Source organism: Agromyces sp. NBRC 114283 (genome assembly GCF_030268405.1).
In the GTDB taxonomy this organism is placed as follows: Bacteria; Actinomycetota; Actinomycetes; order Actinomycetales; family Microbacteriaceae; genus Agromyces; species Agromyces mediolanus.
In genome coordinates, this window is the sequence record NZ_BSQP01000001.1 from 96,364 (window position 1) to 111,015 (window position 14,652).

Genomic DNA, 14,652 nt, shown 5'->3' on the forward strand with positions numbered 1-14,652 from the left:
GACCGTCACATAGTTCGAGGCTTGAATTTTTTGGATGGCCGCGCCACACTGGTGGCACAGATCCCGAACGACGCTTGGTATTTGTTACCTGCACCCCCACGCACCGGCCCACTCGACGATGAGGAGCCCCATGTCCATGCAGCCCCCGCTCGACCCCAGCACCGAGCTCGCCCCCACCGGCGCGATCTCCGCGAGCGAGCCGGTCCCCGGCGACCCGCCCGCGAGCCCGCCGCCGACGCGGCGCACCCTGCCCGGCATCCTGCTCGTCGCCCTCACGCTCTTCGCGACGTACGGCGGACTCAGCGCCATCCTGCTGCCGATCCAGGTCGCCATGATCGACGAGGCGAACAAGGTCGCGAACCTCGCGATCGTCTCCACCGTCTCCTTCGTGTTCACCCTGTTCGCCCAGCCGATCGTCGGCGCGATCAGCGACCGCACCCGCACCCGTTTCGGCCGCCGCGCCCCGTGGATGGTCGGCGGCGCGCTCATCGGCGGCATCCTCCTGTTCGGCCTCGGCCTGCTCGACTCGATCCTCTGGGTGACGATCTTCTGGGTGCTGATCCAGGTCTCGCTGAACGCGCTGCAGGGGCCGCTCTCGGCGATCACCCCCGACCGATTCCCGCGCGACAAGCGCGGCGCGGCGAGCGCGATGTTCGGCATCGGCACCCAGCTCGGCATGACGATCGGCGTCATGATCGCCGGGCAGTTCGCGACGAACTTCGGCGTCGGCTACTCGGCGTTCGGCGTCGCGATCATCGTCGTCACCGTCGTGTACGTGCTCATCGACCGCGACTGGTCCTCGAAGGAGGCCGCGATCGAGCCGTGGAGCTGGAGGCGCTTCCTCAGCGGCTTCTGGGTGAGCCCGCGGCGACACCCCGACTTCGCCTGGGCCTTCGCCGCGCGCTTCCTGCTGATGCTCGGCTACTTCGTGGTCGCGGCCTTCCAGCTCTACATCCTCACCGACTACATCGGCATGTCCCTCGAGGGCGCGGCCGGGGCGACGGTCACGCTGACCCTCGTCTCCCTCGTGCCCACGCTCGTCGCGATCGCGCTCTCCGGCTGGTGGAGCGACCGGATCGGCCGTCGCAAGGTGTTCATCTACGTCGCCTCGCTGATCATGGTCGCCGGCTTCGCGATGCCGCTGCTGATGCCGAACATGACGGGCATGATCGCGATGGCCGTCATCAACGGCATCGGCTTCGGCCTCTACATGTCGGTCGATACGGCCCTCATGAGCGAGGTGCTGCCCGGCGACGGCGCGGCCGCCGGCAAGGACCTCGGCATCCTGAACATCGCGACGAACATCCCCCAAGCCATGAGCGCCGCGGTCGCCGGCACCATCATCGGCGCGCTCGGGGGCTACCCGATGCTCTTCGTCTTCGGCATCGTGTTCGTCATCATCGCCGCGATCGCCACCGCCCCCATCAAGAGCGTGCGTTAGGAGCACTGCATGTCGCACACCCCCGCCACCGAGTCATCCGCCACCGCCGCCGGGGCCGCACCCGCCGCCGCCGAGTTCGTCGAGGTCGACACCCTCGCGGGGCGGGTGCGCGGCCGCTGGCGCCCGACGGTGCGGCGCGCGGGCGACGCGAGCGGCGGCGGGGGCGCCGAGCGCTCGGCCGCGTTCCTCGGCATCCCCTTCGCCGAGCCGCCCGTCGGCGAGCTGCGCTTCGCGGCGCCCGTGCCGAAGGCGCCATGGACCGGCACGCTCGACGCCCTGGAGTTCGCGCCGACGGCGCAGCGCGGCGACCCCGGGGTGACGCTCATCCCGGAGCCGAGCGTGCCGGGCGAGTCCACCCTGAACGTGAACGTCTTCACCCCGTCGCCAGCCACGCCTGCCGCGGGCGCGGCCGGGCTGCCCGTGCTCGTGTGGATCCACGGCGGCGGCTACTTCGCCGGCTCCCCCGCGAGCCCCTGGTACGACGGCCGCAGCTTCAACCGCGACGGCGTGGTCACCGTCACGATCTCCTACCGGCTCGGCTTCGACGGCTTCGGCTGGATCGCGGATGCCCCGTCCAACCGCGGCGTGCGCGACTGGCTGCTCGCCCTGGAGTGGGTGCAGCGCAACATCGCCGCGTTCGGCGGCGACCCCGGGCGGGTGACGATCGCCGGGCAGTCGGCCGGCGGCGGCGCGGTGCTCACCCTGCTCGGCATGCCGGCGGCGCAGCACCTGTTCCACGGGGTCTACGCCCTGTCGGGGGCGCTGGCCGACGTCGCCGCCGCACGGAGCGAGGCCTTCGGCCGGGCGCTCGCCGAGCAGGCCGGCGTCGAGCCGACCCGGGCGGGCTTCGGCAGCCTGCCCGAGGAGCGCGTGCTCGAGCTGCAGAAGCGGGCGACCGAGCTCGGGCCGGACTCGCTCGGCTCGATCATCGACGATGGGCTGCCGCTCGGCCCGACGATCGACGGCGAACTCCTCGAGCGCCCCACGCTCGAGTCGCTGGCCGCGGGGGTCGGCCGCGGCATCCCGCTCGTCCTCGGCGCGACCGACGACGAGTTCACGATGGCGTTCGCGGAGGCCGAGCGGAAGCTGCGCTGGGTGCCGAAGTCGCTGCTGCTGAAGAAGCTCGGCCTGCCGAAGGAGCGTCTGAAGCCGTACCTGCGCGCGAACGCCGACGTCGCCGCGAAGGGCACGGCGCGGATCGCCGGGCGCTTCCTCAGCGACCGGATGTTCCGCACCGCGCTGCTCCGCGTCGTCGAGGCGCGCGACGCCGGTGCTGCCGCCTCGGGGGGCGCGGATGCCTCGGCCGGCACCTGGCTGTACCGCTTCTCGTGGCCCTCCGGGACCTTCGGCTTCGCCGAGCACTGCCTCGACGTACCGTTCTTCTTCGACTGCCTCGACGGGCCCGCGATGGTGCCGCTCGCCGGCCCGAACCCGCCGCAGGCGCTCGCCGACGAGCTGCACACGGCCGCCGTCGCCTTCATCCGCTCGGGCGAGCCGGGGTGGCCGACGGCGCACGGCCGGACTCCGGCGGCGAAGGTCTGGGACGTGCCGTCGCGCGTGCAGCCGGACGCCTACGCCTCCGTCGGCCCGCTGCGCTGAGCCCGGCCCACGGCCCTGACCCGGCCCGCGGCCCTGAGCGCCGCCCCCGGGCTCAGCGGCGACGGAAGCGCGCGGCGACGCCCCAGCCGGTGACCCGCAGCATCGCCTCGAGCACGATGCCGAGGCTCATCTTCGAGCGCCCGAGCTCACGCTCGACGAAGGTCACGGGCACCTCGACGACGTCGAGCCCGGCCTCGTGCGCGTGCCACAGCATGTCGACCTGGAAGCCGTAGCCCTTGGTGTGCACCTCGTCGAGGCGCATGCGGCGCAGCCCCTCCGCCCGGAACGCGCGGTACCCCGCCGTCGCGTCGCGGGTCGGCAACCGCAGCACCCAGCGGGCGTAGGCGCTGCCGCCGCGGGAGAGCAGTTCGCGGTACCGGGGCCAGTTCTCGATGCGGCCGCCGGGGATCCACCGCGAGCCGATCACGAGGTCGGCGCCCTCGCCGAGCGGCGCGAGCAGACCGCCAAGCTGCTCGGGCAGGTGCGAGCCGTCGGCATCCATCTGCACGATCGGGTCGTACCCCGCCTCGAGCGCCCAGGCGAAGGCGTCGAGGTAGGCGGCGCCCAGGCCCTCCTTGCCGGCGCGGTGCCGCACCAGCACCCGCTCGTCGGCGGCGGCGAGCTCGTCGGCGAGCGCCCCGGTGCCGTCGGGCGAGGCATCGTCGACGACGAGCACCGCGACGGCGGGCTCGGCCGCGAGCACCCGGCCGACGATCGCGGCGAGGTTCTCACGTTCGTTGTACGTGGGGATCACCACGAGCGGGCTGGGCATCCCTCGAATCGTAACCGCTCGGTGGCCGCTCAGCGCACGCCGCGCATGAGCCGCAGCACTCCCCGGCTGCCGAGCGCGAGCGCGAGGCCGAGCACGATCGCGATGCCGCCCAGCACGCCGAAGTAGGCGACCTCCGTCGCGGCGGAGTAGAACTCCGCGAGCCGGCCCGAGATGGCCGTGCCGAGCGCGACCGAGAGGAAGAACAGCGCCACCATCTGGGTGTGGAACACCTCGGGCGCGAGCTTCGTCGTGACCGACAGCCCGACCGGCGAGAGCAGCAGCTCCGCGACGGTGAACACGAACAGGATGCCGACGATCGCGAGCAGCGGGGTCGAGTTCGGGCCGCCGCCCGCGAAGGGGATGAACAGCAGGAACGCGACGCCCATGATCGCCGTGCCGAGCGCGAACTTCACGGGCGTCGAGGGCTGCCGGGCGCCGAGCTTCGTCCAGATCGCGGCGAAGACGCCGGAAAGGATGATGATGAAGATCGGGTTGATCGACTGCACCCACGACACCGGCATCTCCCAGCCGAGGACGTCGCGGTCGAGCTGCTTGTCGCTGTAGATCGTGAGCACGGTGAACTGCTGCTGGTACAGCGACCAGAACGCGACGCTCGCGACGAACAGCGGGATGAAGCCGACGACCCGGCTGCGCTCCACCGCGGTGATGCGCCGGCTCGACAGGATGACCGCGAAGTACGCGATCGCGGCGACGATCGTCGCGCCGATCACCCAGACGACGAGGTTCTCCGCGGTGATGAGCCCGGTCGCCACGAGCACCGCGATGACGACGACGCCGGCGACGGCGACCCCGATCGCGAGGCCGATGCGTCCGCGGGGCAGCGGGTTCGGCACGACGGATGCCTCGGCCGGCAGCCGCTTGCGGCCGAAGGAGTACTGCACGAGCCCGATCGCCATGCCGAGCGCGGCGAGCCCGAAGCCCCAGTGGAAGCCGAGGGTCGACTGCAGCAGCCCGGTGAGGATCGGGCCGAGGAAGCCGCCGAGGTTGATGCCGAGGTAGAAGAGCGAGAAGCCGGCGTCGCGGCGCACGTCGTCCGGGGCGTAGAGGGTGCCGACGACGCTCGTGGCGTTCGCCTTCAGGCCGCCGGAGCCGAAGGCGACGAGCACGAGCCCGACGCCCACGCCGAGGAAGCCCGGGAGGAGGGCCAGCGCGAGGTGCCCGGCCATGATGACGATCGCACTGAAGAACAGCACGCGCTCGCTGCCGAGCAGGCGGTCGGCGATCCAGGCGCCGAGGATCGTCGAGAGGTAGACCCCGCCGCCATAGGCGCCGACGATGCCCGCGGCGGCGGCCTCCGGCATGCCGAGGCCGCCGTCGGCGACCGAGTAGTAGAGGTAGATGAGCAGGATGCCCTGCATGCCGTAGAAGCTGAACCGCTCCCACATCTCGACGCCGAAGACGTTCGCGAGCGCGCGCGGCTGCCCGAAGAAGCCGTGGTCGTTCCGGGCGTCGGGCTCGCTCGTCGCGCGCTGATCCCCCATGCCGCTCACCCTACCCCCGCCCCAATTTCCGACTTGCCCGACTTTCATGAAAGTCGGGCAAGTCGAGAGCGGGGTGTCCGCGGGCGCGCCGTCGCCTCAGCCGAGGCGGCCGGTGCGGGCCACCTCGCCGAGCCAGGCGAGGCTCGGCTTCGGGTGCCGCTCGAAGGTCTCGCGGTCCCAGCCGATCAGGCCGAAGGTGGGCGCGAAGCTGCCCCACTCGTAGTTGTCGAGGGCCGACCAGTGCAGGTAGCCGCGCACGTCGACGCCGTCGGCGAGGCATCCGGCCACCGTCTCGAGCGCGCCCCGCGTGTAGTCGATGCGGCGCGCGTCGTCGGCGGTCGCGATGCCGTTCTCGGTGACGTAGACGGGCACCCGGCTGCGCGACCAGGCGTTGCGGATGCCGTCGCCCACCGCCGGCGGGTAGTACTCCCAGCCGGTGAGGGTGCGCTCCGCGCCCTCCGGGATCGGCAGGGGCCCCTCCGGCCCGATCTTCGTGCGGGTGTACGCCTGCACGCCGACCCAGTCGTCGCCTTCGGCGGCGTCGAGGAACACGTCCTCGCGCGAGCGGCCGTAGTCGGCGGCCACCTGCTCCGCCCCGGGCTCGGGCTGGTAGGCCTGCGTCGCGATCGTCCAGCCAGCCTTCGCGCCGGCGCCGCGCACGAGCTCGACCGCGCGCCGATGGGCGGCGATGAGCCGATCGGTGACCGCCGGCACCCCCGGCGGCAGCCCGATCGAGGGGAAGCCGACCGCGGGGTCGGCGAGCACCGACACCATGTTCGGCTCGTTGATGGTGCAGACGTGCGCGACATCGTCGAGGATCGGCAGCGCCGCCTCGACGAAGCGGGCGAAGTGGTCGACCGAGGCATCCGTCAGCCACCCGCCCTCGCGGGCGAACCAGACGGGGTTCGTGAAGTGGTGCAGCGTCACCGAGGGCTCGAGGCCGAGCGAGCGGGCCGTGTCGACCATGCGCCGGTAGTGATCGAGCATGGCCCGCGAGACGAAGCCGCGCTCGGGCTCGATCCTCGCCCACTCGATGCTGAAGCGGTAGGCGTTCAGCCCGGCGTCGGCGAGCAGCGCCATGTCCTCCGGATAGCGGTGGAAGCTGTCGGCGGCGTCGCCCGAGGGCTCGGCGACGGGCGGCCCGGGCAGGTGCCCGTGCTCGCGCTGCCACCAGTCGGAGTTCACGTTGTTGCCCTCCACCTGGTGGGCCGCGGTCGCGGCGCCCCAGAGGAAGCCGTCGGGGAAGGCGGGGTTCGTCATGCGGTGCTGGTCTCCTCAGTCAGTCGAGTCGGATCGGACGGCGGGGGTCACTTGATGCCGGTGAGGGCGATGCCCTGCACGAAGTAGCGCTGCAGCACCACGAACACGGCGAGCACGGGCACGACGACCACGACGGCGCCGGCCATCATGAGGCCGTACTGGGCGGCGTTCTGGCCGACGGAGTAGAGCGCGAGCGCCACCGGCAGCGTGTACTTGTCCTCGCTCGTGGCGACGACGAGCGGCCAGAGGAAGTTGTTCCAGCTGGCGAGGAAGGTGAGGATCGTGAGCGTCGCGACCGCGGGCCCGCAGAGCGGCATGATCACCCGCAGGAAGATGCGCCACTCGCTCGCCCCGTCGATGCGGGCCGCCTCGATCAGCTCGTCGGGCAGGGAGAGCATGAACTGACGCATCAGGAACACCCCGAGCGGGGTGATCAGGAACGGCAGGATGAGCCCCGGGTACGAGTTCACGAGGCCGAGGTTCGCGGTGAGCACGAACAGCGGCACGAAGGTCACGACGCCCGGCACCATGAGGGTCGCGAGCACGAGGCCGAAGAGCAGCCGCTTGCCGCGGAACTCGAGCTTCGCGAGCGCATAGCCCACCATCGACGAGAACACGATGTTGCCCGCGGTCACGAAGAACGCGACGATCAGGCTGTTCGCGAAGTAGTTCGCGAAGTCGAGCCGGCCGAACAGCTGCGCGTAGTTGTCGAGGGTCGGATCGATCGGCCAGAAGTTCGTCGGGTGCTGCCGGATCTCGGCGTTCGTCTTGAACGAGCCGAGGATCATCCAGACGAACGGCATGACCATCGCGACGAGCCCTGCGGCGAGCACGAGGTAGAGCCACCAGCGGCGCGGACCGCGGCGTCGCCGGGGAGGTCGCTCGCTCGCGCGGGGCGCGGCGGCGCCGACGGGCGGGACGACGGATGCCTCGGCCGCGGCGCCGGCCGCGGCGGGCGGGTCGGTGAGCTGAGTCATGTCAGTCCTTCCGTCCGAGGAAGCGGAACTGGATGAGCGAGAGCGCGACGATCGCGAGGAACAGCACGTAGCTCGCGGCCGAGGCGTAGGAGTAGTTGCCGAAGCCGAACTGCTGATACGTGTACATCGCCGTCGAGAGGGTCGAGTCGAGCGGGCCGCCGCGGGTCATCACGAAGGGCTCCTCGAAGAACTGCAGGAAGCCGATGCCGGTGATCACGGCCGCGAACAGCAGGGTCGGCCGGAGCGCGGGCAGCGTGATCGAGCCGAAGCGCTGCCAGGCGTTCGCGCCGTCGACCATGGCCGCCTCGTGGTGCTCCTTCGGCACGCCCTGCAGGCCCGCGAGGAAGATCACCATGAGCGTGCCGATGTTGCGCCAGACCGCCATCAGGATGAGCGAGGGCAGCGCCCAGCTCGTGGACTGCAGCCAGTTCGGGCCCTCGATGCCGAACCAGCCGAGGAAGGCGTTCAGCAGGCCGTCGGGCTGCAGGATGAACCGCCAGACGATCGCGATCGCGACGATGCTCGTGACGACCGGGGCGTAGTAGCCGACTCGGAACACCGTGCGGAACTTCGCGATGCCGGTGTTCAGCGCGAGCGCCACGGCGAGCGCGAGCGCCATCGTGACGGGCACCCCGACGAGCACGAAGATGCCGGTGTTCAGCAGCGAGCGCACGAAGCGCGGGTCCTCGAAGAGGCGCAGATAGTTGTCGAGGCCGACGAGGTTCACGTTGAACGGGGTCTGCAGGTCGCGCGTGGTGAGGTCGGTGAAGCTCATCCCGAGCGAGGCCACGATCGGGCCCGCCATGAACGCGAGGAAGAGCACGACGAACGGCGCGGCGAAGCCCCAGGCGACGAGCGTGGCGCGCCGGCTCCGGCGCCGCGCCGCACGGGCGCGGGCCGGGGCCGGCGTGGGCAGGGCGGTCACGACCGGATCACTGCCCCGTGCCGATGGACTCGGCCTGCTGCTGCACCGACTTCAGCGCGTCGTCGACGCTCGTCTCGCCGCGGGTGACCTTCTCGAGCTCCTGGTCGATGACGGCCGAGACCTGCGCCCAGGTCGGGATGGCGGGCGGTGCCTTCGAGTCGGTGAGCTGCTCGCCGAAGACGCTGAGGTAGGGGTCGTCGGCGAAAGTCGGGTCGTCCCAGGCGGCCTCGACGCTCGGCAGGTCGGTGGAGACGTCGTACCAGGCGATCTGCGTCTCGGGCTGGCTCAGCCAGCGCACGAACTTCCACGCGGCATCCCGGTTGTCGCTGTCGTCGAAGACGGCGAGGTTTCCGCCGCCGGTGAAGCTCGTGCGGCTGTCGGCGCCCGGCACCATCGCGACGGCGAACTTGTCGGCGAAGTCGGCGCCGCCCTGCTCGAGGAGCAGGCTCACGTGGAACGGCCCGCTGAAGAACGAGCCGACCTCGCCGGAGATGAACTTCTGCTCGATCTCGCCGCCCTCGAGGCGCACGGGCTCGGAGATGCCGTCCTCGAAGAAGCCGGCGTAGAACTCGAACGCCTCCTTCCACTCGGGCTGTCGAGGGTGAAGGTCTCGCCGTCCTCGGCGAGGATGTCGCCGCCCTGCTGCCAGGCGAGCGGTGCGACGTACTGCCAGGAGTCGAATCCGCCGGGCGGCAGCGAGACGCCCGAGGCGGCGCCCTGCTCCTGCAGGGCCTTCGCGAAGGCGTGGTACTCGTCCCAGGTGGTGGGCGCCTCGACGCCGGCGGCCTCGGCGAGGTCGGTGCGGTAGTAGAGCACGCGGGTATCGACGTACCAGGGCACGCCGTAGGCGGTGCCGTCGACGACGGTCGTGTCCCAGGAGCCGTCGAAGAAGCTGTCCTCGTCGACGAGGCCCTCGGGCGTGGGCTCGAAGGCGCCGGTCGCGGCGAACTCGCCGACCCAGGTCGTGCCGAGCATCGAGATGTCGGGCGTCTCGCCGCCGGCGATGGCGGTGGCGATACGGTCGTGCGCGCTCTCCCAGGGCACGGCGGTGACGTCGATCGTGACGTCGGGGTTCTCCTCCTCGAACTTCGCGGCGAGCTCGCCGAGGACCTCGCCCTCGTTGCCCATCGCCCAGATCTCGACGGTGCCCTTCGCGGGCTGCTCGTCGATGGCGCCCTTGCTCTCGGCGCCGCCGTCGGCGCCGTCGCTGCGTCCGCAGCCGGCGAGCACGGTCGCGCCGACCGCCATGACGGCGCCCGCGAGCAGGGCGCGGCGCGCCACCCGGTGTGATCTCCATCGATTCATCGTTCGGCCTCCATCGGTCGTGGTCCGCGCGGCACGGGGGTGTGCTCCGCCGGATCCGGTCGGGCGTGCTGCCGCGACCGGCCCACCATAACCCAAAAACCTTACATCCGATAGGTTTTCGCGCGAAGGTGCGATAGATTCGCTCCATGCAGGACGACGAAGTGCAGCGCGAAGCCGCCGCCGGCGCGACCCCGGGGCATCCCGGTTCCCCCGCCCGCCCGCGCGGTGCGCGGGGCAGCTACGCGAAGGGGCAGGCCAAGCGGCAGGAGATCGTCGACGCCGCCCTCGTCGTCTTCGGCCGCAGCGGCTACCACAGCGGCTCGCTCCGCGAGATCGCCAAGCGCGTGAACCTCACCCCCGCCGGCCTCATGCACCACTTCTCTGGCAAGGAGGAGCTCTTCACCGAGGTGCTCCGCCAGCGCGACGCGCACGTGCAGGCGGCCGCGGGCGACGTCTCGGAGTCGACGTTGCTCGAGCAGGTGCGCAAGGTCGTCGCCTACAACCAGACCACCCGAGGGCTCACCTCCCTCTACACGGTCATCTCGGCCGAGGCGACCGACAGCGAGCACCCGGCGCACGAGGAGTTCGCCCGCCGCTACGCCGAGTCGGAGGCCTCCTCCAGTCAGGTGCTCGCCGACGCGCAACGCGACGGGCTGATCCGCGCCGACATCGACCCGACGAGCGCCGCCCGGCTCATCTCGGCCGTGATGGACGGCCTGCAGCAGCAGTGGCTGCTCGACGACTCGGTCGACATGACCGCGCTCTTCGACGAATTCGTGCGCGGCTACCTGCTCGCTCCGCCCGACCCCGCGGCCTGATCCGCGCCCGCGCGTCGGCGCGCCGGCCCCGGGCCATCCATCCGTCTCAAATACCTTGCACTTGTTCGGTTTTAACGAGAGGCTGCCTTCGTCCCATCCGCACGAACGAAGGAGTTCCCATGCGAACGAGACTGCGCGCCCTGCTCGGCGGGGCGCTCGCGCTCGCGCTGCTCGCCCCCGCCACCGCCGCGAACGCCGGCCAGGGCGACCGCGGCGGCGGCGAACGCGACACGCTGCTGCGCTACGCCGCCGACACCTGGACGTCGATGGCGGCGATGACCGACGACGACACCGGGCTCGTCGCCGACCACATCGACGGCGCGCTGAGCACCCCGAGCGGCTACACGAGCCCGACGAACATCGGCGGATCGCTCTGGTCCACCGTCGTCGCCCGCGACCTGAAGCTCGTCTCCCGCACCGAGGCGCACGAGCGGATGGCCCGCACCCTCGACACCCTCGCGGCCATGGAACGGCACGAGCCGAGCGGCATGTACTACAACTGGTACTCCCCCGCCGACGGCTCGAAGCTCACCACTTGGCCGACGGACGGCAGCGCGGTGCATCCCTTCCTGTCCACCGTCGACAACGGCTGGCTCGCCGCCGCCCTGCGGGTGGTCGCCTCCGCGGAGCCGCGCCTCGCGAAGCAGGCCGACGCGCTCTACGCGAGCATGGACTTCGGCTGGTTCCACGACCTCGAGGCCACCCCCGAGGCGGGCATCAACCGCGGCGGCTTCTGGGTCGAGCCGCCGCCCGGCTGCTCGGTGCCCGGCAACTACGGCGACGAGGGCCCCGACGTGTACTACACGTGCCACTGGTACGACACGACCGTGAGCGAGGCGCGGATCGCGACGTACCTCGGCATCGCGAACGGGCAGATCCCCGCGGAGTCGTACTACGGCACGTTCCGCACGATGCCCGAGCGCGGCTGCGACTACGCCTGGCAGGAGCAGAAGCCCACCGGCGAGTGGCGCGAGTACCTCGGCGTGCCCGTCTACGAGGGCGTGTACGAGTACCGCGGCATGAAGCTCGTGCCGGCCTGGGGCGGCAGCATGTTCGAGGCCCTCATGCCGGACCTCTTCATTCCCGAGGCCGAGTGGGGCGAGGACTCCTGGGCGGTGAACCACGAGGCGACCGTCCGCGCGCAGATCGAGCACGGCCTGGACGAGGCCGGCTACGGCTACTGGGGCTTCTCGCCCAGCTCGGACCCGTTCGCCGAGTACCGCGAGTACGGCGTCGAGGCGATCGGCATCAGCGCCGACGGCTACGCGAGCGATGTCGAGCGCACGAACGTCGACGCCGGCTACGAGGGATGCCGCGAAGCCACGAACCCCGAGCCGGACTTCGGCGACGGGGTGGTCACGCCGCACGCGGCGTTCCTCGCGCTGCCCTACGCCAAGGACGAGGTGCTCGCGAACCTCGCGGGGTTGGAGCAGGAGCTCGGCGCCTACGGCCCCGGCGGCTTCTCCGACGCGGTCGCGGTCGGCAGCGGCACGGTCGCCGAGCGGTACCTGAGCCTCGACCAGTCGATGATCATGGCCGCGATCGGCAACGAGCTGCAGCGCGACCGGCTGAAGGACTACTTCGTGGACCGGGAGTTCGAGCGCGTCGTGCGTCCGCTCGTCGAGGCGCTGGAGTTCGGCTCCGAGCTGCGCTGAGGCGCCCGCGCCCACTCCCTTCTCAGAATCCGAGTTGCCCGACTTTCATGAAAGTCGGGCAACTCGGTCTTCTGGCGGGCGTGCAGTGCGCGCAGGGTGCGAGGGCTAGACCGTGCCCGCGGGCGGCCAGACGCCGATGATGAGCGCCATCACGAGCACCGTCACGAGCTCGTGCGCGATGTTCATCGTGGTGAGCGCGGGCGGCCGCCCCTCGAAGGCGTCGTGCGTGATGAAGCGCGCAGCCGTGAACCCGGCCCACAGCGCGCCCGCCGTGAGCAGGGCGCCGAGCAGGAAGTTGCCGCCGTAGAAGTGCCACGCGATCACCGTCGCCCCCGCGAGCACCCACGCCGTGATGAAGCTCACGAGCACGGTCACCACGATCGCGCCGACGGCGCTCGAGGCGGCCCCGTCGAGGTCGACCTTGGCGAGCTTCGCCCAGCGGGTGCCGAAGACCTTCGGCGTGTACCAGATCGAGCCGACGACCATGCTCGACAGCGTGGCGAGGAGAACGGCCCAGTAGTTGATCTCAGGGGTCATGACGGCTCCTTCTCGAGCGCGGATGTTGAGCCGAGCGTAGCGCCGCCGCCCGCGCCGCCGTCGGATGCGCCATGCTGGGCGCACCGACCCACGCCGGAGAACGGAGTCCGCATGGCGCAGCCCGACCCATCCGCTTCACGCCGCGCGCAGCTCGAGCGGCTCGTCTACGGCGCGGGCGCGAGCGAGGAGGAGCGCGCGGCCGCCGAGCAGGAGCTCACCGCCCTGCGTCGCCGCGACGCGGGGGCGGATGCCCCGGCGGGATCGGATGCCCCGCGCGACGCGGATGCCCCGGCAGGATCGGATGCCACGCCCGCGCCGGGTGCCGCATCCGATGCCGCGCCCGCCCCGCCCCCGGACGCCGCACCCCGCGCCTGGTACCGCTCGCGCACGCTGCTCGTCGCGGCATCCGCCGCCGTCTTCGGGCTCCTGCTCGGCGGCTTGGTCGGCTGGCAGCTCTCCCGCACGGCGATCGTGGAGTCCGGGCTCGGCACCCCGATCGCCGGTTCGGGGGCCGAGGCCCTGCTCCTCCGCTCGGCGGACTTCGACGACCGGCCCTCGGTCTTCGACGCCGAGTCCGGCATCGACCGCGACAGCCTGCGCCGCATCGCCACGTCGGACGGCGGCGGCGAACGGGCGGATCGCGGGGTCGCCGCCTACGGTGCGCGCAGCACCGACGGCCGGGAGCTCTGCCTCGCCGTCGTCTGGGAGCGGATGGGCGGCGGCGGCGCCGCATGCACGAGCGGCGGCCGGATCCCGCCGAACGGCCTCACCATGGAGATGGGGACGAGCGATCCGACCGCACCGAACGGGATCCTCGCGCTGCGCGCGACGTGGTTCGCCGACGGCACGGTGCAGCTCGGCATCCCGCTGCTCTGAGCGGCCCTGGCCCGCATGACGTCAGTATCTGCGGGTGTGAAGCCGCCGCGACCCGCAAGAAGTGACGTCATGCAGGCTGAAGAACGGGCTCAGGCGTTCTTGGCGTCGCGCCACTCCAGCCAGCGCCGCACCGGCGCGAGGTCGTAGTCCGGGCCCGAGACGCCGATCGTGAAGAGCCGCACGCCCGCGTCGTACAGCGCGTCGGCGTGCTCCACATCCTGCCCGGCGCGGTCGAGCTCGTTCGAGACGGTGATCTCCGAGACGTCGCGGCCGACCTCGTCGCCCCAGCGCTTCAGCACGTCGAGCTTGTGGCCGAGCTCGTCGGGCTGCACGAAGGAGTGCCAGATGTCGGCGTGCTCGGCGACGATGCGGAGCGTCTTGCGCTCGCCCTTGCCGCCGATCATCACCGGGATGTCGCGGGTCGGGGCCGGGTTCAGCTTCGCCCACCGGGCGCGGATCCGCGGCAGCGCCTCGGCGAGCGCGGCGAGCCGGGTGCCGGGGGTGCCGAACTCGTAGCCGTACTCGTCGTAGTCGCGCTCGAACCATCCGGCGCCCGTGCCGAAGATGAAGCGGCCCGTTCCGCCCTTCGCCGAGACGTGATCGAGGGTGCGGGCCATGTCGGCCTGCAGGTCGGCGTTGCGGTACGAGTTGCAGTTCACGAGCGTGCCGAACTCGATGCGCTCGGTCTGCTCGGCCCAGGCGCCGAGCATGCTCCAGCCCTCGAAGTGCAGCCCGTCGGGGTCGCCGGAGAGGGGGTAGAAGTGGTCCCAGTTGAAGACGACGTCGGCGCCGAGCTCCTCGACGCGCAGGACGGCGTCGCGGATGGCGGAGTACTCGGCGTGCTGCGGCTGGAGCTGCACGCCCAGGCGTGCGCGGGGTTCGAGGGTCATCTCGTCAGCCTACGGTCTGCCCGGGCGTGCACGCCCGCCGCTCCAGGGTTGCCCGACTTTCATGAAAGTCGGGCAACCCTGCAGGGGCGGCGAAG

At 71.6% G+C, this 14,652-nt stretch carries 14 protein-coding genes; 5 read left to right on the plus strand and 9 right to left on the minus strand.

Annotated elements, in window-relative coordinates; genetic code table 11:
- Nucleotides 1-130: 130 nt before the first annotated feature.
- Together QSJ60_RS00475 and QSJ60_RS00480 are read left to right on the plus strand one after the other, a co-directional pair.
- Nucleotides 131-1,441 (plus strand): MFS transporter, encoded by a 1,311-nt coding sequence (locus QSJ60_RS00475; RefSeq protein WP_285462133.1) that lies wholly within the window; start codon nt 131-133, stop codon nt 1,439-1,441.
- A 9-nt stretch (nt 1,442-1,450) separates the two neighbouring features.
- Nucleotides 1,451-3,040: a carboxylesterase/lipase family protein gene (locus tag QSJ60_RS00480; RefSeq protein WP_285462134.1), complete on the plus strand. Its 1,590-nt coding sequence runs from the start codon at nt 1,451-1,453 to the stop codon at nt 3,038-3,040.
- Between the two features lie 52 nt (nt 3,041-3,092).
- Here QSJ60_RS00480 and QSJ60_RS00485 read toward each other — a convergent pair whose 3' ends face one another.
- The 7 genes from QSJ60_RS00485 to QSJ60_RS00515 all read right to left on the minus strand — a co-directional run bounded on the left by QSJ60_RS00485 (nt 3,093) and on the right by QSJ60_RS00515 (nt 9,757).
- Nucleotides 3,093-3,812: a polyprenol monophosphomannose synthase gene (locus QSJ60_RS00485; protein WP_285462135.1), complete on the minus strand. Its 720-nt coding sequence runs from the start codon at nt 3,810-3,812 to the stop codon at nt 3,093-3,095.
- A gap of 29 nt (nt 3,813-3,841) precedes the next feature.
- Complete coding sequence (locus QSJ60_RS00490) at nt 3,842-5,314, minus strand: peptide MFS transporter (protein WP_285462136.1); 1,473 nt, start codon at nt 5,312-5,314, stop codon at nt 3,842-3,844.
- Between the two features lie 96 nt (nt 5,315-5,410).
- On the minus strand, nt 5,411-6,574 hold the full coding sequence (locus QSJ60_RS00495) for a glycoside hydrolase family 1 protein (protein ID WP_285462137.1): 1,164 nt from the start codon (nt 6,572-6,574) through the stop codon (nt 5,411-5,413).
- Nucleotides 6,575-6,621: 47 nt separating this feature from the next.
- Nucleotides 6,622-7,551, minus strand: coding sequence for a carbohydrate ABC transporter permease (locus tag QSJ60_RS00500; protein ID WP_285462138.1), 930 nt, complete (start codon nt 7,549-7,551; stop codon nt 6,622-6,624).
- A 1-nt stretch (nt 7,552) separates the two neighbouring features.
- Nucleotides 7,553-8,476, minus strand: coding sequence for a carbohydrate ABC transporter permease (locus QSJ60_RS00505; RefSeq protein WP_285462139.1), 924 nt, complete (start codon nt 8,474-8,476; stop codon nt 7,553-7,555).
- A gap of 7 nt (nt 8,477-8,483) precedes the next feature.
- Entirely contained in the window at nt 8,484-9,017 is a 534-nt protein-coding gene (locus QSJ60_RS00510) for an extracellular solute-binding protein (RefSeq protein WP_285465225.1), read from the minus strand.
- Nucleotides 8,924-9,757, minus strand: coding sequence for an extracellular solute-binding protein (locus tag QSJ60_RS00515; protein WP_285462140.1), 834 nt, complete (start codon nt 9,755-9,757; stop codon nt 8,924-8,926). Before QSJ60_RS00515 ends, QSJ60_RS00510 begins: the two co-directional genes overlap by 94 nt.
- A gap of 170 nt (nt 9,758-9,927) precedes the next feature.
- Here QSJ60_RS00515 and QSJ60_RS00520 point away from each other — a divergent pair, with 170 nt between their 5' ends.
- Both QSJ60_RS00520 and QSJ60_RS00525 read left to right on the plus strand, forming a co-directional pair.
- Nucleotides 9,928-10,599 carry a TetR/AcrR family transcriptional regulator gene (locus QSJ60_RS00520; RefSeq protein ID WP_285462141.1) on the plus strand — a complete coding sequence of 224 codons (672 nt, stop codon included), beginning with the start codon at nt 9,928-9,930 and terminating at the stop codon, nt 10,597-10,599.
- A 119-nt stretch (nt 10,600-10,718) separates the two neighbouring features.
- Nucleotides 10,719-12,254, plus strand: coding sequence for a glucoamylase family protein (locus tag QSJ60_RS00525; RefSeq protein ID WP_285462142.1), 1,536 nt, complete (start codon nt 10,719-10,721; stop codon nt 12,252-12,254).
- A 105-nt stretch (nt 12,255-12,359) separates the two neighbouring features.
- On the opposite strand, the gene QSJ60_RS00530 is transcribed toward QSJ60_RS00525, so the two are convergent.
- Nucleotides 12,360-12,791 (minus strand): DUF1761 domain-containing protein, encoded by a 432-nt coding sequence (locus QSJ60_RS00530; RefSeq protein WP_230765490.1) that lies wholly within the window; start codon nt 12,789-12,791, stop codon nt 12,360-12,362.
- Nucleotides 12,792-12,902: 111 nt separating this feature from the next.
- On the opposite strand from QSJ60_RS00530, the gene QSJ60_RS00535 reads away from it, so the two are divergent.
- Nucleotides 12,903-13,667, plus strand: coding sequence for a hypothetical protein (locus QSJ60_RS00535; protein ID WP_285462143.1), 765 nt, complete (start codon nt 12,903-12,905; stop codon nt 13,665-13,667).
- An 89-nt stretch (nt 13,668-13,756) separates the two neighbouring features.
- Here the strand turns inward: QSJ60_RS00535 and QSJ60_RS00540 are convergent, their stop codons facing one another.
- Entirely contained in the window at nt 13,757-14,557 is an 801-nt protein-coding gene (locus QSJ60_RS00540; protein ID WP_285462144.1) for an LLM class F420-dependent oxidoreductase, read from the minus strand.
- Nucleotides 14,558-14,652 lie beyond the last annotated feature (95 nt).

Excerpts from the sequence above, each read along its gene's own strand:
- QSJ60_RS00475 (WP_285462133.1), top strand. The coding sequence starts at position 131 with ATGTCCATGCAGCCCCCGCTCGACCCCAGCACCGAGCTCGCCCCCACC.
- QSJ60_RS00480 (WP_285462134.1), top strand. The coding sequence starts at position 1,451 with ATGTCGCACACCCCCGCCACCGAGTCATCCGCCACCGCCGCCGGGGCC.
- QSJ60_RS00485 (WP_285462135.1), bottom strand. The coding sequence starts at position 3,812 with ATGCCCAGCCCGCTCGTGGTGATCCCCACGTACAACGAACGTGAGAAC.
- QSJ60_RS00490 (WP_285462136.1), bottom strand. The coding sequence starts at position 5,314 with ATGGGGGATCAGCGCGCGACGAGCGAGCCCGACGCCCGGAACGACCAC.
- QSJ60_RS00495 (WP_285462137.1), bottom strand. The coding sequence starts at position 6,574 with ATGACGAACCCCGCCTTCCCCGACGGCTTCCTCTGGGGCGCCGCGACC.
- QSJ60_RS00500 (WP_285462138.1), bottom strand. The coding sequence starts at position 7,551 with ATGACTCAGCTCACCGACCCGCCCGCCGCGGCCGGCGCCGCGGCCGAG.
- QSJ60_RS00520 (WP_285462141.1), top strand. The coding sequence starts at position 9,928 with ATGCAGGACGACGAAGTGCAGCGCGAAGCCGCCGCCGGCGCGACCCCG.
- QSJ60_RS00525 (WP_285462142.1), top strand. The coding sequence starts at position 10,719 with ATGCGAACGAGACTGCGCGCCCTGCTCGGCGGGGCGCTCGCGCTCGCG.
- QSJ60_RS00530 (WP_230765490.1), bottom strand. The coding sequence starts at position 12,791 with ATGACCCCTGAGATCAACTACTGGGCCGTTCTCCTCGCCACGCTGTCG.
- QSJ60_RS00535 (WP_285462143.1), top strand. The coding sequence starts at position 12,903 with ATGGCGCAGCCCGACCCATCCGCTTCACGCCGCGCGCAGCTCGAGCGG.
- QSJ60_RS00540 (WP_285462144.1), bottom strand. The coding sequence starts at position 14,557 with ATGACCCTCGAACCCCGCGCACGCCTGGGCGTGCAGCTCCAGCCGCAG.